The 22,930-nt window shown below is 58.8% G+C and carries 25 protein-coding genes; 11 read left to right on the top strand and 14 right to left on the bottom strand.

Annotation, left to right across the window (positions count from 1 at the left end; all coding sequences use genetic code 11):
* Nucleotides 1-265: 265 nt before the first annotated feature.
* The 4 genes from clpX to ACXHRN_RS13055 all read right to left on the bottom strand — a co-directional run bounded on the left by clpX (nt 266) and on the right by ACXHRN_RS13055 (nt 3,366).
* Nucleotides 266-1,543 carry an ATP-dependent Clp protease ATP-binding subunit ClpX gene (gene clpX, locus ACXHRN_RS13040; protein ID WP_488641729.1) on the bottom strand — a complete coding sequence of 426 codons (1,278 nt, stop codon included), beginning with the start codon at nt 1,541-1,543 and terminating at the stop codon, nt 266-268.
* 298 nt (nt 1,544-1,841) lie between these two features.
* Nucleotides 1,842-2,474 carry an ATP-dependent Clp protease proteolytic subunit gene (locus ACXHRN_RS13045; RefSeq protein ID WP_488641730.1) on the bottom strand — a complete coding sequence of 211 codons (633 nt, stop codon included), beginning with the start codon at nt 2,472-2,474 and terminating at the stop codon, nt 1,842-1,844.
* A gap of 224 nt (nt 2,475-2,698) precedes the next feature.
* Nucleotides 2,699-3,085 carry a type II toxin-antitoxin system VapC family toxin gene (locus ACXHRN_RS13050; protein ID WP_488641731.1) on the bottom strand — a complete coding sequence of 129 codons (387 nt, stop codon included), beginning with the start codon at nt 3,083-3,085 and terminating at the stop codon, nt 2,699-2,701.
* Nucleotides 3,082-3,366, bottom strand: coding sequence for a type II toxin-antitoxin system Phd/YefM family antitoxin (locus ACXHRN_RS13055; RefSeq protein WP_488641732.1), 285 nt, complete (start codon nt 3,364-3,366; stop codon nt 3,082-3,084). The genes ACXHRN_RS13050 and ACXHRN_RS13055 overlap by 4 nt, the downstream gene beginning before the upstream one ends.
* 112 nt (nt 3,367-3,478) lie before the next feature.
* Between ACXHRN_RS13055 and ACXHRN_RS13060 the strand changes: the two genes are divergently transcribed.
* Nucleotides 3,479-4,720 (top strand): cytochrome P450, encoded by a 1,242-nt coding sequence (locus tag ACXHRN_RS13060; RefSeq protein ID WP_488641733.1) that lies wholly within the window; start codon nt 3,479-3,481, stop codon nt 4,718-4,720.
* Here the strand turns inward: ACXHRN_RS13060 and ACXHRN_RS13065 are convergent, their stop codons facing one another.
* Nucleotides 4,721-5,533, bottom strand: coding sequence for an SDR family NAD(P)-dependent oxidoreductase (locus ACXHRN_RS13065; RefSeq protein ID WP_488641734.1), 813 nt, complete (start codon nt 5,531-5,533; stop codon nt 4,721-4,723). It abuts the gene before it with no gap.
* A gap of 149 nt (nt 5,534-5,682) precedes the next feature.
* Here ACXHRN_RS13065 and ACXHRN_RS13070 point away from each other — a divergent pair, with 149 nt between their 5' ends.
* Complete coding sequence (locus tag ACXHRN_RS13070) at nt 5,683-6,147, top strand: MarR family winged helix-turn-helix transcriptional regulator (RefSeq protein ID WP_488641735.1); 465 nt, start codon at nt 5,683-5,685, stop codon at nt 6,145-6,147.
* 112 nt (nt 6,148-6,259) lie between these two features.
* Nucleotides 6,260-7,483: a hypothetical protein gene (locus ACXHRN_RS13075; protein ID WP_488641736.1), complete on the top strand. Its 1,224-nt coding sequence runs from the start codon at nt 6,260-6,262 to the stop codon at nt 7,481-7,483.
* On the opposite strand, the gene ACXHRN_RS13080 is transcribed toward ACXHRN_RS13075, so the two are convergent.
* The 3 genes from ACXHRN_RS13080 to dksA all read right to left on the bottom strand — a co-directional run bounded on the left by ACXHRN_RS13080 (nt 7,473) and on the right by dksA (nt 9,782).
* Complete coding sequence (locus ACXHRN_RS13080) at nt 7,473-7,820, bottom strand: cupin domain-containing protein (RefSeq protein ID WP_488641737.1); 348 nt, start codon at nt 7,818-7,820, stop codon at nt 7,473-7,475. The genes ACXHRN_RS13075 and ACXHRN_RS13080 overlap by 11 nt on opposite strands.
* Entirely contained in the window at nt 7,817-9,100 is a 1,284-nt protein-coding gene (locus ACXHRN_RS13085; RefSeq protein ID WP_488641738.1) for an O-acetylhomoserine aminocarboxypropyltransferase, read from the bottom strand. Before ACXHRN_RS13085 ends, ACXHRN_RS13080 begins: the two co-directional genes overlap by 4 nt.
* 262 nt (nt 9,101-9,362) lie before the next feature.
* On the bottom strand, nt 9,363-9,782 hold the full coding sequence (gene dksA, locus ACXHRN_RS13090) for an RNA polymerase-binding protein DksA (RefSeq protein WP_488641739.1): 420 nt from the start codon (nt 9,780-9,782) through the stop codon (nt 9,363-9,365).
* Between the two features lie 372 nt (nt 9,783-10,154).
* Between dksA and ACXHRN_RS13095 the strand changes: the two genes are divergently transcribed.
* From ACXHRN_RS13095 to ACXHRN_RS13115, 5 genes are all read left to right on the top strand, one after another.
* Nucleotides 10,155-10,673 carry a SixA phosphatase family protein gene (locus tag ACXHRN_RS13095; RefSeq protein WP_488641740.1) on the top strand — a complete coding sequence of 173 codons (519 nt, stop codon included), beginning with the start codon at nt 10,155-10,157 and terminating at the stop codon, nt 10,671-10,673.
* A gap of 87 nt (nt 10,674-10,760) precedes the next feature.
* Nucleotides 10,761-12,200 (top strand): YcjX family GTP-binding protein, encoded by a 1,440-nt coding sequence (locus ACXHRN_RS13100; RefSeq protein WP_488641896.1) that lies wholly within the window; start codon nt 10,761-10,763, stop codon nt 12,198-12,200.
* Nucleotides 12,197-13,252, top strand: a complete 1,056-nt coding sequence (locus tag ACXHRN_RS13105; protein ID WP_488641741.1) for a YcjF family protein — start codon at nt 12,197-12,199, stop codon at nt 13,250-13,252. The genes ACXHRN_RS13100 and ACXHRN_RS13105 overlap by 4 nt, the downstream gene beginning before the upstream one ends.
* 189 nt (nt 13,253-13,441) lie before the next feature.
* On the top strand, nt 13,442-13,987 hold the full coding sequence (locus ACXHRN_RS13110) for a hypothetical protein (RefSeq protein WP_488641742.1): 546 nt from the start codon (nt 13,442-13,444) through the stop codon (nt 13,985-13,987).
* Between the two features lie 159 nt (nt 13,988-14,146).
* The gene (locus tag ACXHRN_RS13115) at nt 14,147-15,019 is read left to right on the top strand and encodes a sulfotransferase domain-containing protein (protein WP_488641743.1); all 873 of its coding nucleotides are present in this window, start codon (nt 14,147-14,149) and stop codon (nt 15,017-15,019) included.
* On the opposite strand, the gene folK is transcribed toward ACXHRN_RS13115, so the two are convergent.
* Genes folK through folP form a run of 3 tightly spaced genes read right to left on the bottom strand, consistent with a single transcriptional unit; the run spans nt 15,008 to nt 16,771 of the window.
* Nucleotides 15,008-15,553 (bottom strand): 2-amino-4-hydroxy-6-hydroxymethyldihydropteridine diphosphokinase, encoded by a 546-nt coding sequence (gene folK / locus ACXHRN_RS13120; protein ID WP_488641744.1) that lies wholly within the window; start codon nt 15,551-15,553, stop codon nt 15,008-15,010. The two genes, ACXHRN_RS13115 and folK, sit on opposite strands and share 12 nt — an antisense overlap.
* On the bottom strand, nt 15,516-15,890 hold the full coding sequence (gene folB, locus ACXHRN_RS13125; RefSeq protein ID WP_488641745.1) for a dihydroneopterin aldolase: 375 nt from the start codon (nt 15,888-15,890) through the stop codon (nt 15,516-15,518). Before folB ends, folK begins: the two co-directional genes overlap by 38 nt.
* Nucleotides 15,887-16,771 (bottom strand): dihydropteroate synthase, encoded by an 885-nt coding sequence (gene folP, locus ACXHRN_RS13130; RefSeq protein ID WP_488641746.1) that lies wholly within the window; start codon nt 16,769-16,771, stop codon nt 15,887-15,889. The genes folB and folP overlap by 4 nt, the downstream gene beginning before the upstream one ends.
* Nucleotides 16,772-16,867: 96 nt before the next feature.
* On the opposite strand from folP, the gene ACXHRN_RS13135 reads away from it, so the two are divergent.
* Entirely contained in the window at nt 16,868-17,500 is a 633-nt protein-coding gene (locus ACXHRN_RS13135; protein WP_488641747.1) for a DUF922 domain-containing Zn-dependent protease, read from the top strand.
* A 342-nt stretch (nt 17,501-17,842) separates the two neighbouring features.
* Here the strand turns inward: ACXHRN_RS13135 and ACXHRN_RS13140 are convergent, their stop codons facing one another.
* The 3 genes from ACXHRN_RS13140 to ACXHRN_RS13150 all read right to left on the bottom strand — a co-directional run bounded on the left by ACXHRN_RS13140 (nt 17,843) and on the right by ACXHRN_RS13150 (nt 20,262).
* Entirely contained in the window at nt 17,843-18,163 is a 321-nt protein-coding gene (locus ACXHRN_RS13140; protein ID WP_488641748.1) for a 2Fe-2S iron-sulfur cluster-binding protein, read from the bottom strand.
* Between the two features lie 119 nt (nt 18,164-18,282).
* Nucleotides 18,283-19,449: a nucleotide sugar dehydrogenase gene (locus ACXHRN_RS13145; RefSeq protein ID WP_488641749.1), complete on the bottom strand. Its 1,167-nt coding sequence runs from the start codon at nt 19,447-19,449 to the stop codon at nt 18,283-18,285.
* Between the two features lie 123 nt (nt 19,450-19,572).
* On the bottom strand, nt 19,573-20,262 hold the full coding sequence (locus ACXHRN_RS13150; protein ID WP_488641750.1) for a metallophosphoesterase family protein: 690 nt from the start codon (nt 20,260-20,262) through the stop codon (nt 19,573-19,575).
* Between the two features lie 289 nt (nt 20,263-20,551).
* Between ACXHRN_RS13150 and ACXHRN_RS13155 the strand changes: the two genes are divergently transcribed.
* On the top strand, nt 20,552-22,051 hold the full coding sequence (locus ACXHRN_RS13155; protein ID WP_488641751.1) for an O-antigen ligase family protein: 1,500 nt from the start codon (nt 20,552-20,554) through the stop codon (nt 22,049-22,051).
* Between the two features lie 230 nt (nt 22,052-22,281).
* Nucleotides 22,282-22,887 carry a transglutaminase-like cysteine peptidase gene (locus ACXHRN_RS13160; protein WP_488641752.1) on the top strand — a complete coding sequence of 202 codons (606 nt, stop codon included), beginning with the start codon at nt 22,282-22,284 and terminating at the stop codon, nt 22,885-22,887.
* Nucleotides 22,888-22,930: the final 43 nt, after the last annotated feature.

Genomic DNA, 22,930 nt, shown 5'->3' on the forward strand with positions numbered 1-22,930 from the left:
GGCTCAATTCAAGCCTGTCTGCGACCTGGGGCACACCGTCTGTCAACTGGCTGTCACAATCTGCCCACTCAACGCTAATTTATCCACATTTTGCGAGGCTTACGCCAGCCGTCGGCAAACGCGCACCTCCGGAATCGTTGCATTGTTGCGCCGACGCCCAGCGGGCGCAACCGAATTAGTTGAACAGATCGAATTATTTGCATCGCATGCAATGGAAAAGGCCCGGTCGCCCGGGCCTTTCGAAAGTGTTCTGCCGGAGGAACGGTCAGGCCGAAGCCGGTGCCTTCTCTTCGTGGCGGTCGGAATAGATGTAAAGCGGCCGGGCACTGCCCTTGGCAACCTCTTCCGATATCACGACTTCCTGGACGCCATCGAGGGCCGGAAGTTCGAACATGGTGTCGAGCAGGATCTTTTCCATGATCGAGCGCAGACCACGAGCGCCGGTCTTGCGCTGGATGGCCTTGCGGGCAATCTCGCGCAGTGCAAGCTCATGGAATGTCAGTTCCACGTCTTCCATCTCGAACAGGCGCTGATACTGCTTGACGAGCGCGTTTTTCGGCTCGCTGAGGATCTGGATCAACGCATCTTCGTCAAGGTCTTCCAGCGTCGCGATGACAGGCAGACGACCGATGAATTCCGGGATCAGGCCGAACTTCACCAGATCTTCTGGCTCGAGGTCGCGCAGCACATGGCCGACACGGCGCTCATCGGGAGCGGCAACCTTGGCGCCGAAGCCGATCGAGGTCTTTTCCGAACGCGCCGAGATCACCTTTTCGAGGCCGGCAAACGCGCCGCCGCAGATGAACAGGATGTTCGTCGTATCGACCTGCAGGAATTCCTGCTGTGGGTGCTTGCGGCCGCCCTGCGGCGGAACCGAGGCGACCGTGCCTTCCATGATCTTCAGAAGTGCCTGCTGCACGCCTTCGCCCGACACGTCGCGTGTGATCGACGGGTTGTCGGACTTGCGGCTAATCTTGTCGACTTCGTCGATATAGACGATGCCGCGCTGGGCACGCTCGACATTGTAGTCAGCGGACTGCAGCAGCTTCAAGATGATGTTTTCGACATCTTCACCGACATAGCCGGCTTCGGTGAGCGTCGTGGCATCCGCCATGGTGAACGGCACGTCGATGATGCGCGCCAGCGTCTGGGCAAGATAGGTCTTGCCGCAACCGGTGGGGCCAACGAGCAGGATGTTGGACTTTGCGAGTTCCAGATCCTGGTTCTTGGTGGCATGCGCCAGTCGCTTGTAGTGATTGTGGACGGCGACGGCGAGGATACGCTTGGCCTGCTTCTGGCCGATCACATATTCATCCAGCACCTTCATGATGTCCTGCGGCGTCGGCACACCCTCGCGGGACTTGACCATCGAGGATTTGTTTTCCTCGCGGATGATGTCCATGCAGAGTTCGACGCACTCGTCGCAGATGAAGACCGTGGGGCCAGCAATCAGCTTGCGCACTTCATGCTGGCTCTTGCCGCAGAAAGAACAATAGAGGGTGTTCTTGGAGTCGCCGCCGTTGCTTCCGCTGACTTTGCTCATTTCAATTTCCTTCCAGCACACCCGCGGCCTGGGAAAAGCCACGCGGGGTCAAAACCTGACACCCCGGCATGAAGCGGCTTATCCGCTGTTACACGAGGCTTCGGGGAATTCCGCCATGGGCTACTCAAACACATCAACCCGACAGCAGCAAATCATTCCCCCCTGCTCAAGGGAGCCTATGTCATAAAAGTTCAACATAGGCTTAATGGTTATCTTTAACGCTCATGCCCTGCCCCGCAAGTCCCTATCCATCACAATCTTGTCAAGAAAGGGGACAAAGCGGAGGCAGATGTTGCGCTTAAGCCTCTTCGCCACCTTCGGCATCGACGCGGGAGGTGATGACGCTGTCGATCAGTCCCCAGTCCTTTGCCTCGTCGGACGTCATGAAGTTATCACGATCGAGCGAATGTTCCACTTCCTCATAGGTGCGGCCGCAATGCTTGACGTAGATTTCGTTGAGCCGGCGCTTCATCTTGAGAATGTCGCGGGCATGGCGCTCGATATCCGATGCCTGGCCCTGGAAGCCGCCAGAGGGCTGATGGACCATGATGCGGGCATTCGGGGTGGCGAAGCGCATATCCTTGTGGCCGGCCGCCAGCAGCAGCGAACCCATCGAAGCAGCCTGGCCGACGCAGAGTGTCGAGACTGCCGGACGGATGAACTGCATCGTATCATAGATGGCCATGCCTGACGTCACGAGGCCGCCTGGCGAATTGATATAGAGCGCAATTTCCTTCTTCGGATTTTCCGATTCGAGATACAGAAGCTGAGCGCAGACCAGCGCCGCCATCGTGTCCTCGACCGGGCCGATCACGAAAATGATCCGCTCCTTGAGGAGACGGGAAAAGATATCCCAGCCGCGCTCGCCCCGATTGGTCTGTTCGATAACCGTCGGTACAATCGCCATGGCCGTTTCAAATGGATTACTCATGTGCATCCTTCGCATATAACCCGGAACCAACGGGATTTCCGGGAATCATCCCATTTTCTTTTCCCATACATAGAGTGTCCTGTCCTCAAACTTCAAGTCATGCCGGGAAATTGGGATGATCACTGTACGATTCGGCTTTAAAGGTGGATTACCTCAGTGAGGGCTTGCCCGGGAATTGCTCGGCAAGGTGAAGGAAGGATGAATGGGGCTGACAACCGCAAAGCTCAGATCTTGAGGATCGGTCCCGGATACTGGGCAATCTGTTCGTCGGCGGTGATCAGCGTCATGCCTTCCACCGTGGCCTGCGCGACAAGGAGCCGATCGAACGGATCCTTGTGCAGAAAAGGCAAGATCGCAACATAAGCCGCCTGATGCCCCTCTACAGGTAGCTCGCGCAGACCTCTCTCAAGCATGGAACGCCGATACTCTTCGATGGGAACGTGCAAATCGAGCTTGTTGAGACGTTGCTTGATTGCCATTTCCAATATGCTGATGGCGCTGAACCAGACTTCGTTCTCCGGGTCCCCTAGTATCTGCAGCGCATTCCTCGACAGCCGTTCCTTGTCTATCGTCATCCACAGCAAGACGTGTGTATCAGCAAGCAGTCTCACTCCTCACCCTCGAACATCTTGATGATCTCATCCTGATACGCGGTGTCGAAATCATCCGGCACGTTGATTTTGCCCTTCATGAAGCCAAATCGTTCGCTGGCGAATTGCTTCTTCGGCGAAGGGGCCGTCGGTTTTTCGGGCGGAACGTTGGTTTCAGTCACAGCCACGACTGTGACCATAGGCTTTCCGGCCTTGGCGATGATGAAAGGCTCGCCATCGAAGGCTTCCTCCACCAATCGCGATAGATGCGTTTTCGCCTCATGAATATTAACTTGACGCATTGCGAGATCTCCACAAAACTTAGTCCGGTTAGTCTAGTCCATCTCAAATAGGATTGCAAATGACCAACCGCAACCATTATGCTTTGCGCACCCTTCCTTAGCAGTAGGCAGCATGACCCCATCCTATTTTAAATTCGACCCATCCACCCGCCGCCTGTCGCTCGATGCCCGCGATCCGGACTTTTACCGCAATCCCAATGCCGGTTACGCAGCGATGCACGCGCATTCGCCCACCTTCTGGTGGAACGAGCAGGATCAATGGTATTTTGCGGGCTACGACAATGTGAACGCTCTGCTGCGCGACCGGCGCTTTGGCCGGCAGATCACCCATGTGATGAGCCGAGAGGAACTGGGCTGGCCACAACCCTGCCCGCACCTCGCCGATTTCGACCGGGCCGAATCCAAGTCGCTACTGTCGATCGAGCCGCCGGAACACACGCGGTTGCGGACGCTGGTCAATCGTGCTTTCGTGTCGCGCCAGATCGAGCGATTGCGGCCCGAAATCACCAGTCTCTGTCACAGCCTGATCGATGGCTTTGAGAAGGATGGCAGCACGGAACTGCTGGACTCCTTTGCCGAAGTCATTCCCGTCACCATTATCGCCAGTATGATCGGAGTACCACTCGACATGCGTCGGCAGCTGCTCGACTGGAGCCACGATTATGTGCGGATGTATATGTTCGGGAAGACCGAGGAAGACGAGCACCGTGCCAACCAGGCGGCCAAGGAATTCGCCGACTACATCGTCGCGCTAGCCAGAGAGCGTCGTGATGCGCCCAAGGACGACCTGCTGTCTCTGATGCTGTCACCGGCCCGTGACGGGCAGTACTTGACCGAGGAAGAGCTGGTCTCGACCGCCATCGTGCTCCTCAACGCCGGCCATGAGGCGACGGTGCACCAGATCGGCAATGCCACGAATATCATCCTGCAATCCGGGCTCAATCCCAAGACGCTGTTTGCCGACGATCGGGCAACGCAGCTGACGACGGAAGAGACCATTCGGCTCTCGGCGCCCGTCCACATCTTCAAGCGCTGGGCGCTGGAGGATCTCGAATTTGACGGTATCCAGCTGAAAAAGGGCGACGAGGTCGGGATGATCCTCGCCGCTGCCAATCTCGATCCGAGAAAATTCAGCGATCCCCTGGCCTTCAAGCCGACACGCGACGAAGGAACCAGCCTGTCGTTCGGTGCCGGCATCCACTTCTGCATCGGCGCGCCGCTGGCACGGCTCGAAATGCAGATCGCGCTGCCGATCCTGTTCGAACGGCTGCCCGGGATGCGGATCGCAAAGGAGCCCGTGGTCAAAGATGTCTACCATTTCCACGGGCTGGAGCGTCTTGAGCTTGAATGGTGATCAGGCGGCCGCTTTCATGGCTGCATAACGCGGGGCCGGTTTGCTCAGTGAGACCTGGCCACCGAGAGCGGCGCGAGCCGTCTCAAACGCCTGCCAGAGGCCGATATCTTCCAGCGACGGTATGGTGACGAGTTCGCCGGCGTCAAAGCCTGCGAGTGCGGCTTCAACCAGGTCGTCGGCGTCCATGACCATTTCCTTGGGATAGTTGTCGACATTGCCGCCGACGCGATCAAACAGTTCTGTGCGCGTCAGGCCGGGCAATACAGCTTGCAGCCTAACCCTTTTGCCATCGAGCTCCCTGGCGAGCGACTGGGTCAGTCCAAGCACGAAGGATTTGGTGCCACTATAGGCGCCGTTGAACAGTTCCGGAGCGATCGCCACGCCCGAGGCAATGTTGATGATCCCGCCATTGCCACGTGCAGCGAAAGTCTGTGCAGCCGCCACAGCCAGCCGGTTGGCTGCGGTGACATTCACGACAATCATCTGGTCGAGATAGTCGATGTCGTCCGCCAGAAGCGGCCCCTTGGGACCAATGCCGGCATTGTTGACCAGCAACGTGATCTTGGCATCGGCGCGAAGCCGGCTTTCCACCCTCTTTACATCCTCGCGGTTGGAGAGGTCGGCAGGCAGGGACTCTGCCGAAATGCCGAATTTCTGGCCAAGGTTTTTCCCGAGCGCATCAAGGCGCCCGGCATCGCGCGCCACGAGTAGCAGGTCATATCCCCGCTCGGCGAGTTTCGCCGCATAGACCGCCCCGATTCCGGACGATGCACCGGTTACCAAGGCTGTACCCAATTTCGCAGTATTTGCCATCTCTGTTCTCCTTCTGGAATTTACTGGTATATACCACTATATTGGAGGGAAGGATTTTGATGACAAGGGGCGTCGGAAAATAATTGCAGTTGGAGGTGCAGCGCCGAGCCGAAGCGGCTAACGTTGTCCCTCTCAGGATTGGAACGGTGATGAAAGACAATGAAGACGGGATATGGATGCTGTGCACCAACAGCGCGATCCGGCGGGCCTCCCGCCAGCTCGGCCAGCTCTATGACGACGTGCTGGGCAAAAGCGGACTGAAGGGCACGCAATTCACGCTGCTCTCGCAGATCCGCCACGAGGGCGCGCCGGCACTCAAGGCACTGGCAGAAGCCATGGTGATGGACCTCTCGGCGCTCGGCCATACGTTGAAGCCATTGATCCGCGACGGTCTGGTCGAACTGATCGCTGACGACAAAGATAAGCGCGTCAAACGCGTCAGGTTGACGGCGCTCGGCGAAGCCAAACAAGCCGAACTTGTCGAGCGCTGGCAGGACGCGCAATCGCGGTTCGATCATGCCTTCGGCAAGGAGAAGTCGGAGGACATCCGCAAGGTACTGGCTGTCATTGCGTCTGCGGAGTTTGCCGAGATTTTCCGCGCAGCCGTGAAATAGCTGCGCATGGGAAAGACGAGTGTGAACCGTTGTAGATCCGGCTCCGTCAGCGAGACCTAAAGTCGCCACAATTTAAAAGTGCATTCGACCTTTATTCATTTTGGAGCGTCCCTTGGGCACATTGCTGCTTACTATATTCTTCCTCGCCGCGTGGCCTGGCATCATCATTTTCTTCCTGACGCTTCTCGCTACTCCTCGCTGGAACAAGGTTCTGGCCCTTGTGATGTTCCTCATCGTGACACTCGTGTTTAGTGTCTTTTATGGGAATACCGATGACGACCGGTTCGGGTTTGGCGCACTTGCACAGTATGCGTTCTGGTTCACAGTGCCGCTTGGATGGGGCGCCGGGCACCTCGCGAAACGGGCAATTGCCCGGGTTGCCGTGCGTCGGCGACATGGAATACCGGCGAATGTCGAGCAAGAAGAACTCTGGGTCGATCCCGATATCGTTTTTGCGATCCTTCTGGCCCTCGCCATCCCGCTCCTTGCTCTCTACTATGCGTGGTTTGCGGGTGCCAGCGGCGTGATAATGCTTGTAGTACTAGGCGGGATCATCCTTCTGGCGGCCTATGGATTGTTGGCAATTCGTTGGCGTGGAGCGGCCGGGCGAGTTAGCGCCCTGAAGCTCTTCTGTGGCGCCAGCTTTCTGGGGTGGTCAGCGCTTTCAATCCTGTCTGCCGCCAGTGGGATGCAGGTCGAGGCACGCGCCCGCGAGATTGCCGGCGGCGCACCCTTTTGCATAGAAAGCAGCAGCGGAATAGTCTCGCAATTCTGGGATATGACGATTCTGAACATGCGCATCCGGCAGCGTACCGCTTTCAATAGCGACTACCACGGCCAACTGGTGGTCCAGCGAAATGGAGAGCTTGAGCGCTATCATTGGTCGTACCGATGGTCTGAATTTCATGGCAACGGTAACGTCTTCAGCAACGATCGATGTCTCCGCGCTTTCAACAGCAGCAATGAGATCGAGCGCAGGAAACCCGAACGCGCCACCCCATATGCAGTGACGAAATCGGTTGGCCATATCAGTGGTTTCGGACGCCTGCTCGATCATCAGACGCTCGGATGGATCTGGTTCTTAAGCCTGCCGGTGTTGGCGTTCTTCGCAATCCTGCTTGCGGCGAAAAGCCGAATACCAATACTTCTCGTTTCTGTGTGCATTCTCGAAGCTGGCCTGCTGGTCGCCTTTCTGGCGACATACCAGGGCCCGTTCCGGTTTGCGATTCTATCTGTGCCTGGACGAATGTTCGCAGCTATCGGCCTTTCGACTGCGGCCGCGATGGGAATCAGAGCAGCAGTCCGGTTCTTTCGTATGCGGAAAGCTACACCCTGATCACATAGTCTTTCCGTGTCGTTTCAATCACTTCCCAAGTCCCCTTAAACCCCGGGCGGAGTATGTAGCTGTCGCCCGTCCTTAGGTGAACTGTGACACCACCATCCTCGGTCACCACGGAGTGACCCTCCAGGATGTGGAAATACTCCCACTCATCATAGGCGATGCGCCATTTGCCCGGCGTTGCATGCCAGATGCCTGCATAGAGGCCGCCATCGGCCTCCTCGATGTTCCAGGTGGTGAAGACGGGGTTGCCCGCTATCAGCCGGTCCGGCGCTGGCGCGCCGGTTTCCGGAGTGACGTTGGAGAGATCGAAAGACAATGCGTTTGATGTCATGCGTTGGCCAGGCCCTGTTCGAGGTCGGCGATGATGTCGGAGACATCCTCGATACCGACGGAAAGACGCACGACATCCGGGCCTGCGCCAGCCGCGACCTGCTGCTCGGGTGTCAGCTGGCGATGGGTGGTCGAGGCGGGGTGGATGACGAGCGAGCGTGTATCGCCGATATTGGCGAGATGCGAGAAGAGCTTGAGGCTTTCGACCAACGTCTTGCCGGATTCGTATCCACCCTTGAGACCGAAGGTAAACACGGCGCCGGCGCCCTTGGGCGAGTATTTCTTCGCCAGAGCGTGGTTGGGATCGTCCTCCAGGCCGGAATAGCTGACCCAGGCGATCTTCTCGTGGCCCTTCAGCCATTTGGCGACGACGAGGGCATTGTCGCAATGGCGCTGCATGCGCAACGGCAGCGTTTCGATACCGGTCAGCAGCAGGAAGGCGTTGAACGGTGCGAGGCTCGGTCCGAAATCGCGCAGGCCGAGCACGCGCGCGGCGATTGCAAAGGCGATGTTGCCGAAGGTCTGGTGAAGCACAACGCCGCCATATTCCGGGCGTGGCTCGGACAGCATCGGGTATTTGCCCGATTTCGTCCAATCGAAGGTCCCGCCATCAACCAGTACGCCGCCCATCGAATTGCCATGACCGCCCATGAACTTGGTCAGCGAATGGACGATGATGTCGGCGCCGTGTTCCAGCGGCCTGAGCAGGTAAGGCGTTGCCATTGTGTTGTCGACGATCAGGGGCAGGCCATGCTTGTGGGCAATTTCTGCAATTGCCGCGACGTCGATGAAGGTGCCGCCAGGATTGGCGAGGCTTTCGATGAACACGGCCTTGGTGTTCTCGTCGATCAGCGCTTCCATTGCGGCCGGATCGATCGGGTCCCGCCAGCGAACCTGCCAGTCGAAGCTCTTGAACGCGTTGCCGAATTGATTGATGGAGCCGCCGTAAAGGCGCTTGGCGGAAATGAAATTGTCGCCCGGGCTCATGATGTTGTGAAAAATCAGCAGCTGCGCCGCATGTCCAGAGGCCGTTGCGAGAGCTGCCGTGCCGCCTTCGAGGGCTGCGACGCGCTCTTCCAGCACCGCCTGAGTCGGGTTCATGATACGCGTATAAATGTTGCCGAACTGCTGCAGGCCGAACAGGGCGGCGGCATGATCGGCATTGTCGAAGACGAAGCTCGTGGTCTGGTAGATCGGCGTGATCCGCGCATGCGTGGTCGGATCCGGCTGGGCGCCGGCATGTACTGCCAAGGTCGAAAATCCTGGATTGTCCTTGCTCATCTGATCCTCCCTTTGTTGCGCGGCGGATCATAGCGATTTCGGACGAGGTGTTAAGTCCGCGAATGGCAAAATATAGAGAAGGTAGAAAGTTATCGGGCTGAACAGCACTGCAGCCGATGGGGCAAACTTCCAATACACCATCGCATCAACGCGGAATGGAGCAGTTCAGCGCCACAGGCTCAAATCATCGCCGTTGGCGGCCGCCGGCCGCCAGATATGTCAAAAGGCCCGAAAATACAAAAGCCAGCTGATATCGCTGGCTTTATTCGTCGCGGTATACTTTTTCCCGGCGCTCGTGGCGCTCCTGGGCCTCGATCGACAAGGTGGCGATCGGGCGGGCATCCAGCCGTTTGAGGCTGATCGGCTCGCCGGTTTCCTCACAGTAACCGTAGGTGCCGTCGTCGATGCGCTGCAATGCTGCGTCAATCTTGGAAATCAGCTTGCGCTGGCGGTCACGAGCACGAAGCTCGATGGCACGGTCGGTTTCGGATGAGGCCCTGTCGGCCAGGTCGGGGTGATTTGCGCTCTCTTCGGCGAGATGTCCAAGAGTTTCACGAGCCTCACGCAGGATATCGTTTTTCCAGGCCACCAGTTTGGTCCGGAAATAACTGCGTTGCTTTGGGTTCATGAACTCTTCATTTTCCGAGGGAACATAGTCTGCAAGATCGATATTCTCACTCAACGCGATTCTCCTGAGGAATAACCCGTATGTCGCGGCTCTATAGCTCTAGAAAATACGAGATTCAAGTTCAAAGCGTAAATTTGGTTATTTTTAAAATTGTCATGAAATTATGCTAAGCGGCTAATTTTTCACCAGTTTTCCGAACGATGCAGGAAACTTTCCCACAGCTTTCCGCTTTTGAGCTCGATTCGTCCGAAAGTCTTGCGGGACGTGATGATCGCCGGTGACCGTTCTTAACGATTTTGGGCGGCTTTTTCGTAATATCAACGACGTTCAAACTACCTCCCGTGCCTGCATGGTTGACGGGAGAGACGATATCGGGAACGTTGTGCGCAAAAGACACAATTCAAATCCAGGTGGTCCGGCAACCAAATGACGACAGGCAATGGCGAGGTCTTCCGGCTCCACCTGCTGCGGCATGCGCATGCGGCATGGCCCGCAGCGGGCCGGCGGGATTTCGACAGGATTCTCGATGAGCGCGGCCGCGCCGAGGCCTTTGACATTGCCCGGCAGGCGAGACTGGCTGAAATCCAGCCGGGAAAGATCATCTCGTCCCCCGCCCTTCGCTGCCACGAGACAACGGCGATCTTCATTCAGACCGCGGGCGTTGCCGCCGCCAATTATGACGAGCGGCTTTATTCCGAAGGCATGGAAGCATACCTGGAGCAGATACGACAAAACCGGGACGGTGAAAGCCTGATGCTCGTCGGACACAATCCGATGATCGAAGGGCTCGCGACGATGCTCACCTCAGCCGGGCCGATTGCCGAGCAACTCGGCGGCGGCTATCCAACGGCGGGCCTGCTCGCTCTGGAGTTCGACAGGCCCCTGCCCCTGGCTCTTTTCCACAAGGGACGCGCTGTCCATCTGATCACGCCGGACTTAACTTAGGTCCCCGCATGCCTATATTGTTGGCAGACGTAATTCGAACTGGACGACATTTTGGCCTCAGCCCCGACCAATATCGCCGATGAAGCCATGATCGCGCTGGAAAATCTCGCCGATCGCGCCACGAATATCCTCAATCCATCGATCCGGCTCGGCGTTACCGGCCTTTCCCGTGCGGGCAAGACGGTATTCATCTCGGCCCTGATCCACAATCTGCTCAATGAGGGGCGGCTGCCACTGTTTGAGGCCCGCCGGTCGGGACGAATCCGTTCAGTGCGGCTTGAGGAGCAGCCGGACGACGCCGTGCCGCGCTTTCAATACGAGGATCACATCCGCGCCCTGATCGGCGACCGGCTGTGGCCGGATTCGACGCGGGCGATCTCGGAGCTCAGGCTGACGATCGAATTCGAGAGCGCCAGCGCCTGGACGCGGCTGTTCTCGCCCGGCAAGCTGTCGATCGATATCGTCGACTATCCCGGCGAATGGCTGATGGACCTGCCGCTGCTCGAACAGGATTTCCAAGCCTTTTCCGAAAAGGCAGCGCAGCTGGCATCCCAGGGTGCTCGCGCCAAGCTCGCCAGCGACTGGATGAAGCTCGCAGCAGCCATCGACCCGACGACACCAGCCGACGAAATGCGCGCCAAGGAGCTCGCAGCCGCCTTTACCGAGTATCTCAAGGCCTGCAAGGCCGATGAGCATTCCTTCTCGGCACTGGCGCCCGGTCGGTTCCTGATGCCGGGCGATCTCGAGGGCTCGCCGGCGCTCACCTTCGCACCACTCCTCCAATTTCCGGACAGCAAGCCGGCCAAGGGCAGCTTTCATGCGATGATGGAGCGGCGCTACGAGGCCTACAAGACACATGTCGTGAAGCCCTTTTTCCGCGAGCATTTCGCCCGCCTCGATCGCCAGATCGTACTGGTCGATACGCTGCAGGCCATCAATCGCGGGCCGGAAGCGCTGGCCGATCTCGAAAGCGCAATCGGCGATGTACTGAGCTCCTTTCGCCCCGGCACCAATTCGTTCCTGTCGTCCTTCTTCACCCGAAGGATCGACAAGGTGCTGGTGGCGGCGACCAAGGCCGACCACCTGCACCACGAGAGCCACGACCGGCTGGAAGCGATCACAAGGCGGTTGGTTGATCGGGCCATCGCCAATATTGGTCGTTCGGGCGCCGGTATAGAAGTGCTGGCGCTTGCCTCGGTCCGCGCGACACGCGAGGCCACCGTGACGCGCGATGGCGAGACGCTGCCTGTCATCGTCGGCACGCCAATCAAGGGCGAGGAGATCGCCGGCGAGATGTTTGACGGCAAGCGCAAGACGGCCGTCTTCCCCGGCGACCTGCCCGACAATCCCGATGTCTATTTCCCGGATAAGGCGATCAGGAAGCCAAACGACGCTCCGCCGACCATCAACATCGTCCGCTTCCGGCCGCCGGAGCTTGTAGATACCGGCGGCGGCATAAAATTGTCACTGCCGCATATCAGACTGGACCGGGCGCTGCAGTTCCTGATCGGAGACCGGCTCGCATGACCGACGACATGGGAAAATCAGGCCGCAAGCCGCAGGCTTTTTCCTTCGAGCCCGAGCACCGGCACTCGACCAAGACCACGTCCAGAAAGCCCACGTCCTTCGGCACGGATATCGTATTGACACCTGAAGAGGATGATCCGTTTCTTGGCATCGAGGGTGCCGGGCTGAACGACGTCGCCGTTCCCCGCAAACGGCGGTTTCCGTGGTTCGGGCTGTTTGCGAGCGCCTTCGGTCTGCTGCTGTCGGCGGCACTCGGCCTGTGGATCGACGGACTGATCCGTGATCTCTATTCCCGCGCCGACTGGCTGGGCTATGCGGCGATCGGCGCCACCGCGGTCGCCGTGCTGGCAGTGATCGCCATGGTCGGCCGCGAACTCATCGGCTTGCGACGTCTTGCCTCGGTGCAGGCGCTTAAGCACGAGGCGGAACTTGCGGCCCTCGACAGGCGCCCGGCACATGCGCGGTCGGTGGTCGACAAGCTGGTTGGGATGATGGCATCCAACCCGGAAACAGCCAACGGGCGAGCACGGCTTGCCGCTACGAAGGACGAGATCATCGATTCCGAAGGCCTGTTGCGGCTTGCCGAACTTGAGCTGCTGGAGCCTGTCGACCGTCGGGCGCGCCTGCTGGTGATGGCCGCTTCCAAGCGCGTTTCGATCGTCACCGCCGTCAGCCCGCGTGCGCTCGTCGATCTCGGCTATGTGCTCTACGAGGCAGCACGGCTGATCCGCGCCGTCGCCGAGACCTACGGCACGCGGCCGGGGCGGCTCGGCATGATCCGGTTGTTTGGGGATGTGATCGCCCACCTCGCAGTAACCGGGTCGATCGCCATCGGTGACGGCATCGTCCAGCAAGTTCTCGGGCATGGATTGGCCTCGAAGGTCTCTGCGCGGCTGGGAGAAGGCGTGATCAACGGGCTGATGACGGCGCGCATCGGCATTGCGGCCATGGACCTCCTGCGTCCCCTACCCTTCAAGGCCGTGCGACGGCCGGGTGTCAGCGATTTCATCGGCGATCTCACCGGCACGTCAAGCAAAGGCCCGAACGCATAGCGTGGCAAAAGTGGCACGCTCCTGCGACATCGCTAGCATTCTAGCTATCCTGATAGAAATTCAGTAACATTCTCAAGCGGCGGGGCGTTGCTCGAAGCGGTTAATTGTGTTTAAGAGAAACTCTCCATTAACCATTCTCGGCCAAGACTGCGACGAAAGAATCTTCGCGCTTACCCGAAAGGAAGCTTTATGTTTTCGCTTCTGAAACCGACAGCTCTTTGGCTCGCCGCCATTGGCGTGGCATTTATTGCCGCCGTGACGCCTGCTCAGGCGGGCAGCCGGGACAAGGCCTTTTTCCGCGGCGTCGCCGGGGAATGGAAGGGTCCGGGCGAAATCGTCGCCGGCAAATACAAGGGCACGAAGTTCACCTGCAGTCTGACGGGCACTGCCGAAGAAGCTGAGAACGGCATCACGCTCGATGGTTTTTGCCGAGTCGGCATCTTCAAGCAGCCGATGAAGGCCGTGATCAAATCTGCGGGCCGCACCTATAAGGGCCAGTTCCTTGACGGCGCCGCAGGCAAGGGTCTCGACATCGTCTCGGGCAATGTTTCGGGCCAGAAAATGGTCGTCGGCATCACCCGCGCCAAGCTCAGTGGCGCTATGATTGCCCGCCTGCAAGGCGAGAACACCATGACCGTGACGATTTCCGTGAAGGTCGAGGACCAGATGATTCCGGTTATCGGCATGTCGCTGAACCGCGAGGAAGACGAGATCGCAGTCGGCTCTATCAAGTAAGCGGCTCGATCAAGTAAGCCTAGAGACAGTTTGTTTTCCTAGATATGGCCGGGCAATGCCCGGCTTTGTCATTTCTGAATCTCTCGAATCGGGCACAATTGATGCTGCTGCTTGCCCTTCCGTAGAGCGGGAGATGGCGGGGCGCTCCTTGGATCGGCAATGAAGAACATCATCTGGCTTGCGAGCTACCCCAAATCCGGAAACACCTGGCTACGCGCCTTCATCAGCGCCTTGATCGGCCTTGAAGTCATCGGTGAAAACGGCAGCTTTGCGAATTTCTCCACCCAGTGCAACGCGCGTAACACGTTTGCGACAGCCTTTGCCGGCGAGACGCCTCCGCCCACAGAAGGGACAAACGCCTGGCGTCTGCCGTTCCAGCGCAAGCTTTCGGAAAAGGCTGGCAACCAGCGCATCTTCTGCAAGACCCACAGCCGCTATGCAGGCGCGGATGGCGAAGTGCTGTTTGCTGTCGACGCGGCATTGCGTGCGATTCTCGTCGTGCGTAATCCGATCGATGTCTGCGCCTCGCTGACCAATCATTTCGGCGTCGGCGTGGCCACCGCGATCGACATGATCAACAATCCCAAGGCGGCGATGGCGCGCAACAGCACGGCCAATTTCGAAACGCCGCTCGGCGACTGGTCGTCGTTCAACCGAAGCTGGATTGCCCAGCGCGACATGCCGCTGATGCTGCTTCGCTACGAGGACATGTTCTTCCAGCCGGAAGCCGTGTTTCCCATCGTCGCCAGCGAATTGTTCGGCATCACCGACGCTGCTCGGATAGAGGCGGCGATGGACAAGGCAGCATTCGGCGAGCTCAAAAAGCGCGAGGAGCGCTTCGGCTTCAATGAGCGGCCAGGCCGCGCCGAGCGCTTCTTCTGGAAGGGCCGCCCTTGGCACGGGCTGGAATTGCTGTCGAAAGCCGAGCAACGCGCAGTCTGGGCCAAGCACAAGCCAATGGCGGAACGGCTGGGCTATCGCTGGAAGGACGGCAAGATCGATACGCTGCCGTTGCAAGCGTCAGGTTCTTGACCACCAGGTCGGGTCGCTGTCTGCAACCTCTATACCGCTGTTGTCCGCGTCCTGAAGCCAGACTTCGGCCGCGCGACCTTCGACCCGCAGATTGGGGTTGAGATCGACAAGCGGCATCAGCACGAAGGCGCGATCCTTCATGCGCGGATGCGGAAGCGTCAGGCGGTCATCGGATAGTGTGACATCATCGTAGGCCAGAACATCGAGATCGATCGTGCGCGGTCCCCAGCGCTCGATACGGACGCGCTTCATCGAACGCTCGATCTCCAGACAGAGATCGAGAAGGGCATGCGGTTCAAGCGTGGTTTCGATCGCCGCGGCCGCATTGAAGAACCAGTCCTGGTCAGTCTTTCCCCAAGGCGGCGTGCGATAGAGCCGGGAGACCGCCACTACAGAACAGTCCGGCCGGGCGTCGAAAGCACGCAGGGCCTCGGCCATGGCAGCCACCGGATCGCCGATATTTCCGCCGAGACCGAGATAGGCAGTACGCCGGAGATCAAGCGCCGGCATGGTGCTCGACACTGACCTGGACATAGTCGAGCACACCGGCGACCGGTGCGTTCGGCTTGCGCAGGGTAATCTTGGCGCGGACGATTTGCGGGAACTGCGACTCCAGCGACTTGGCGATATCGACTGCCAGCGCTTCGATCAGGAAATAGCGGCGGCCAGTGACGATCTTCTCGATCACCTTGAAAGCAACGCCATAGTCGACCGTGGACTCGAGCGCATCGTGCTCGAGCGGACCAGCGGGCTGCACTTCCAACTCCGCATCGACGAAGAAGCGCTGTCCGAGCACTTCCTCCTCGTCCATGACGCCATGGCGGGCGAAGAACGCACAGTTGGCAAGGGTGATGATGTAGGTTCCGTTCATGGGCGTGGGTCCTTGCCGTGGTTCGAGCCGACTGTCGAGCCGGCATTCAGCATAGCATCTGTCACGAGAAGCGCATCCCTGTTGAAAGCGACATCGTGAACACGAAAAACCGCCGCGCCCGCCTTTCGAAGCAGGGCGCTGGTGGCGGCTGTGGCAACATCGCGGTCGGCGGCATCGCGCCCCGTGACACCGCCGAGAAAACGCTTGCGCGAGGTGCCGACGAGCAGAGGATAGCCGAGCGCGAGGAGTTCTTCCATGCGCGCCATCAACTGCAGATTCTCGCCGGCCGTTTCCTTGTTGAAGCCGAATCCGGGGTCGAGCAGAATGCGATCATGGGAGATCCCGGCCTTGGCGGCGATCTCAAGCGAAACGTCGAAAAACGCCCGCTGGTCAGCGATCACATCGGGGAGTTTCTGCCGGCCGCGGCCGGTATGCATGATGACCAGCCCCGCCCCGGTTTCGGCCGCAACGCCGGCGATTGCCGGTTCACGCTGAAGGCCGTGCACGTCGTTGATGATATGGGCGCCGGCTGCGATTGCCCGGCGCGCAGTCTCGGCGCGATAGGTATCTATCGAGATCAGCACGTCCGATCGGGCGGCGAGCGCCGATATGACCGGCAATACCCTTGCCTGTTCTTGCGCTGCCGTGACTTCGGCAGCACCCGGCCGGGTGGATTCGCCGCCGATGTCGATGATTTCGGCACCCGCTTCGATGGCCTTCAGGGCGTTTTCGACAGCGCGATCTGTCTCCGCATTGACGCCGCCGTCGGAGAAGGAGTCGGGCGTGACATTGATGATCGCCATCAGGATCGCCCTGGGACCCAGACACAGCACCCGCCCATGGGCGAGTGTCCATTGCGTTGGGTCGAAAGGCGATGACATGCGACTGCTCCGGCTCGGATTCGTTTTTGTGCAGATTGCATATTGCACGACATCAGACAATGTCCCATGCTGACTGTATCGTTTCCGGAGGAACAGATGACATCTATCGGCGTCGGTCGCCTTACCAAGACTGCAGTTCTGCTTACCAGCCTTTTCCTCGTCGGGACCGCCGGACCAGCCTTAGCCGAGACGATCATCCTCAAAAAGACTACCTATTTCAGCATCGGCGGCAGGACGGCGGCCGAGATCGACCGCAACATGGCACGGCTTGGTCCGATTTCGTCGGTGACCGGCCGCCGGCACCCGGGCGCCACGCAGATCAAATTCAAGGGATCGGCCAAATTCGTCGCCGAAGGCAATTCCTGTCGCATCGGTGGCGCCAAGGTGACGCTTTCGACCAAGCTGATGCTGCCGCGTTGGGTCAACCGGCGCAAGGCCGGCAGCGACCTTGCTCTGATCTGGGATACGCTGTCTGCCGACATCAAGCGGCACGAAGAACGCCACGCCGAGATCGCCCGTAATCATGCCCGCTCGCTCGAGCAGGCGATCCTGGCCTTGCCTGCCGCGGGAGACTGCGCAACGCTCAAGGCCAAGGTGAACAAACTCTCCGAGAAGGCCATGGTCGCGCATGACAAGGATCAGCAGCGTTTCGACCGAGTCGAGGCCGCTAATTTCCAGCGGCGGATGATTCGGCTGCTAAAGTACCGGATCGAATCCGGGAAGCTCTGAACCGACGCGCTTTGCATCGTCATTTCACCGGATTTTGCCGTCTGCAACGCCAGCCTTGCGCGAGGCTATCGGCGATTCCTGTTAATTAACGGGTGAAAACTACTCATTGCACTTGCGAGTTTGCTAAACTACGGTTCAAGTAACGGATGCAGATGACGGAAATGTAACGGGTTGAACGTTTGATGTGTTTGTTGGTGGTTTCCCTAGGCGCATATGAGTGGCCACAGGTGTTCTCCTCCCTCGCCTGTTGACAATGCGTCTATCTAGCCTCGCTTCATCGAAAGAGAGCGAGGCTTTTTTTATGCCGAGACGGCAAAGGGGAGCCTAGACGCTCCGGGATCGTCAGCCCTGCTTTTCAGGCACGTGAACGACCAGGCCATCGAGGTCATTGGTCATCTTGATCTGACAGGAGAGTCGCGACGTCGGCCGAACGTCATAGGCGAAATCCAGCATGTCTTCTTCCATCGGATCCGGCTTGCCAGCCTTGTCGGCGAATTTTTCGTCGACATAGACATGACAGGTGGCACAAGCGCAGGCGCCGCCGCATTCGGCAACGATGCCGCTGATGGAATGACGAACTGCGTTCTCCATAACTGTGGAGCCAGCGGACGCTTCCATTTCGTGGCGCGTGCCGTCAAAATCGACGATGACAAGTTTGGGCATGAATTCCTGGTTCCGGTAATGAGATTTGCGCAGCGTTTTCCACGAAAATGCGCATGCCGTCAACAGCGCCAAGCGCCGTACACTGCTGCCATTGCGGCGCGCTGCACAACTCTTATCGCTTAGTCGACACCGAACAGGTCACGCGTATAGACCTTGTGCTTCACATCGAGCAGTTCCGACGTCAGCCGGTTGGCGACGATGATGTCGGCCATCTGCTTGAACGTGTCCAGATCCTCCTCGACGCGCGAGCGGAAGAATTCGGCTTCCTTGTAGCTCGGTTCGTAGATGATGATGTCTATGCCCTTGGCCCTGATACGCTTCATGATGCCTTGTACCGAGGAGGCGCGAAAGTTGTCCGAGCCGGCCTTCATTGTCAACCGGAAGACGCCGACGGTGCGCGGTCTCTTGCGGATGATGTCGTCGGCAATGAAATCCTTGCGTGTGGTGTTGGCATCGACGATGGCTCGGATCAGGTTCTGGGGCACTTCCTGGTAGTTGGCGAGGAGCTGTTTGGTGTCCTTGGGCAGGCAATAGCCGCCATAGCCGAAGGATGGATTGTTGTAGTGGCTGCCGATGCGCGGGTCGAGGCCGACGCCATCGATGATCTGGCGCGTGTCAAGGCCATGGATCATCGCATAGGTGTCGAGTTCGTTGAAGTAAGCGACCCGCATCGCGAGGAAGGTGTTGGCAAACAGCTTGATCGCCTCAGCCTCGCTCGATCCGGTCAGCAGTGTCGGGATATCCTTCTTGATCGCCCCTTGCGTCAGCAGCGCTGCGAAGCGCTCGCCACGTTCCGACTGGTCGCCCACGACAATGCGCGAGGGATAGAGGTTGTCGTAGAGCGCTTTGCCCTCGCGCAGGAATTCCGGCGAGAAGATGACCTTGTCGGTCTTGTAGAGTTCGCGAGCCCGTTCGGTGAAGCCGACGGGGATCGTCGACTTGATGATCATCACCGCATCCGGATTGATCTCGGTGACGTCGCGAATGACCGATTCCACCGAACTCGTATCAAAATAGTTGGTCAGCGGGTCGTAATTGGTCGGCGTCGCAATGATGACGAAGCTGGCGCCGCCATAGGCGTCCGCCCGATCGAGGCTGGCGCGAAAATTCAGCGCCTTGTTGGCGAGGAAATCGTCGATCTCCGGATCGATGATAGGCGATTGTCGACGATTGAGCATTTCGATCTTTTCGTCGAGAATGTCGAAGGCAACAACTTCATTGTTCTGGGCAAGCAGCAGTGCATTGGAGAGGCCAACATAGCCGGTTCCGGCGATGGCAATCTTCATGAAGGAATCCTCGGTATCGTTGCCAAGACCTATAGGCAGGTCGCCGCTAAAAATCCACGTGCCTTTGCGCCGCCAGGCAAATTCCCTCCGGGATGAATTCCCGAGTTAAGCCCGTGCAAATTTTCAGATCTCGGCCATGCCGTTTGGGCCGATGTAAAGCGCTTTGAGACGCCCGGAAACAAAAGCTCCGGTATCGATTCCAACGCGGTTGGGTCCATACTGGAAATCGCTGGCCGGCGTATGGCCATGCACGACCGTGATATCCTGAAGTGGCCCTTCGCTGAGAAACGGCTCCCTGATCCACATGAGGTCGGAATCGGACTGTTCGTAAAGCGGCTTGCCGGGAACGATGCCGGCATGAACGAAGAGGTTTTTGCCGATCGACACCGCGATCGGCAGTTTTTGAAGAAACTCGACATGGGCTTCCGGTATCGTCTGCCGCGCGATGCTTTTCAGGTCGCGGCCGCTCGGATCCATCTTGAGCAGGTAGGACGAATCAATTCCGTAGGATTCGAGCGTCTTGTCACCGCCGAATTCCAGCCACAGCGGATCGAAGGCATCGTCCTGCAGGAACGACAGGAAGATGTCGTCGTGATTGCCGCAGACGCAGATGCGGTAGAAGGGTGCCGGCAACGGCTTGATCAGATGATCCAGCACTTGCCGCGATTGAGGGCCGCGATCGATATAGTCGCCGAGGCACATGACGATCGCCGGACGCTGGCGTCGAGCGCCATGCAAGACGATGCGGCTCTCCACCGATTGCAGCAGGTCGAGTCGGCCGTGGATATCGCCGATCGCGTAGATATCCGCCACGCGCTCCTCAGGTATGGTGATCCGCGGGCGCTTTTGGATAGGAGTGGGCGGCGCGGCCCAAAATCGTCGGATCAAATCCAGCATTGCCTCGGCAGACCTCACAAATGTCACTTCATCAAGCACATCACCAAACGGTTGGCAACGACAGACTGGCAGGCGAAAGTTACGTCAATCGCGTTGCTGGCAAATATTGTAGCACCTAAAGTGAAAAGCCTTCCAACTGCCGGCTTCTCCTTTGCCTGAAAGTCGGATATGCCGCTTGCGGGGCACGAATTAAGAACACAGTTTCATGCAGATAGACGGCAAACCGGCATCCGGTAATTTTTTGGCGCAGGCCGCAAGAGTGCTGCGATGGCTGTTTGTCGCCATGCTGTTTCTTGTCCTCATTCCCACCGGTTCGGTGAACTATCTGCCGCTGCATCTGGCCGCAACGGTCTTTTTCGTTATCGCCGCGGCGGCAGCCGTCATCTCTCCATCGCCGACGGCCGCGCGGGCCGCGGGTGGTATCGCAGTCGCGGTCGCCGCAGCGCTGGCTCTGTGGATGGTGATCCAGGCGACCGGCTTTGCGGGCAATCCGCTCGCCAACCCCATCTGGGGTGATGCCGAACGGCTGCTGGGACCGATGGTGAAATCAATCTCGGTGGCCCCCGGCGATACGTGGCAGGGACTGATGTCAACGATGATGCCCTTTGCGACCTTCGTGACGGTGATTTTCCTGTTTCAGGGAGACGACAGGAGCCTGTGGCTGGTCAAGGCGGTCGTGATTCCCGGCTTCCTGCTGGCCTTGATCGGGCTGATACAGTTCGAGTTCTTTCCCGACATGCTGCTGTTCGAGCGCAAGTACTTCTACCTCAAGAGCCTGACGGTGGTGTTTGTCAATTCCAATACCGCGGCAACCTACCTTGCCATGCTGCTGGTGTTTGCGTCCGGACTTGCCTTTCATTCCATCCAGAATGCCGGCTTGCGACAGTTGACGCGCTTCCTGATCGGCGCACCCAGCATGACCAAACCAGCCGATGCGCGCCGAGGCATTTTCTATGCCACTGGTGCTGCGCTGCTGCTTGTCGCGTTGATGTTGACGAAATCACGCGCCGGCGTTGCTGCCGGCGTTTTCGGCGTGATCATTCTGTCTGTCATTCTTGCCTATTACGGCAGCCAACACAGTTCGAAGCGGATCGCCGCCGGTTTTGCAAGGCGGCGCACGCCGACATCGACAAAGATGCTCCGGGTCGCGGTCGTGCTCGTTGCAATTCTCGTGATCGGCGCCGCATTTTCCGGCCAGGTGGTGATGCGGGCCCAGGTGCAGGGAAGCAATGATATGCGCTTCTGCTTCATGCCCGGCATCCTGCAGATGGTCCGGGACAACTGGCTGACCGGCACGGGCTTCGGCAGCTTCCGCTATGTCTTTCCTGCCTATCGCGATCCATCCTGCGGGCTGGAAGGCGTACTGACCCGCGCCCATGATTTTTATCTCGAGGGCTGGATCACGCTCGGCCTGCCCTTCGTGATTTTCGCCAGCGTCGTGGTCGTGACGCTGTTTTTCTATCTGATCCACGGTATCCGTTCGCGTCGGCAATACCGCTGGATTCCTGCTGCGGGCCTCGGAGTTTTGCTGATCCAGATCCTGCACAACAGCATCGATTTTTCCATCCAGGTTCCGGCCGTGGCCGCGATCTTCGCAGCGTTGATGGGCGCCTCCGTCGTTGCCGCAGCCGGCCGCACGGCAGTGCGCGCGTCGGTATCCTCCGCCACATCAGCCGCGAAAACTGAAAGCGCGCAGCCTCGCTGAGCTCGCACAAGCTCGCTGAGCTCTCGCCGGGCTCGCTGAGCTCGCACAGGCTCGCTGAGCTGACGAGCCTGGCATCATGGATTTGGTACAAATCCGCCATTTCGATAAAACTTTATCGGTTCATTTCAGCTTATTCGAACCCCCCTTCGCTAGGGTCTCCTCAAGCGCGGGATCCTGGTCGAGTTGACAAACGCCCCGCGGACAAGACGCACAGAGCGGGGATTTGTCTGATGAACAAGATTGCGAAGACTGTGGCAGCCGCCATGATGCTCCTGCCGATCATTTCGACAGGCCCGGCCTATTCGTTTGGTCTGGGTGGTGCGACGCGTGATTCCGAGCGAAATGTCGAGGCACTGTTCATCAAGGAGAAGAGCCGTTCGATCGAGCCCTTCGCGCATGTGCTGTTCTGCACGCGCTCGCCATCGGAATGCGCTGGCTCCAGCGGCCCCAACAGCGTCGACCTCACCCGTGAGAAGAAGCGCGAACTGATGGAAGTCAACCGGCGCATCAACTATCAGATCAACCCGCAGAACGACGCCGCCGGTGCAATCGGTGGTGACGAATGGTCCCTCGCCCCAAAGTCGGGCGACTGCGAGGACTATGCAATCACCAAACGCCATGCCTTGATCAGCCAGGGCTGGCCTGCATCGGCACTGCGACTTGCTGTCGCACACACCTCATGGGGCGAAGGCCATCTTGTGCTGATCGTCCGCACCTCCAAGGGTGACATGGTGCTCGACAACATGACGAATGCAGTCCGCAACTGGCATCGGTCGGGGCTGACCTGGAACATGATCCAGTCCTCCGGCAATCCCCGCGTCTGGTATCATATATAAGTCGCAGCGAAGCACTGTCACATCAACGTCGCAAAGGTCGTGA

Source organism: Shinella sp. OV683 (assembly GCF_057787725.1).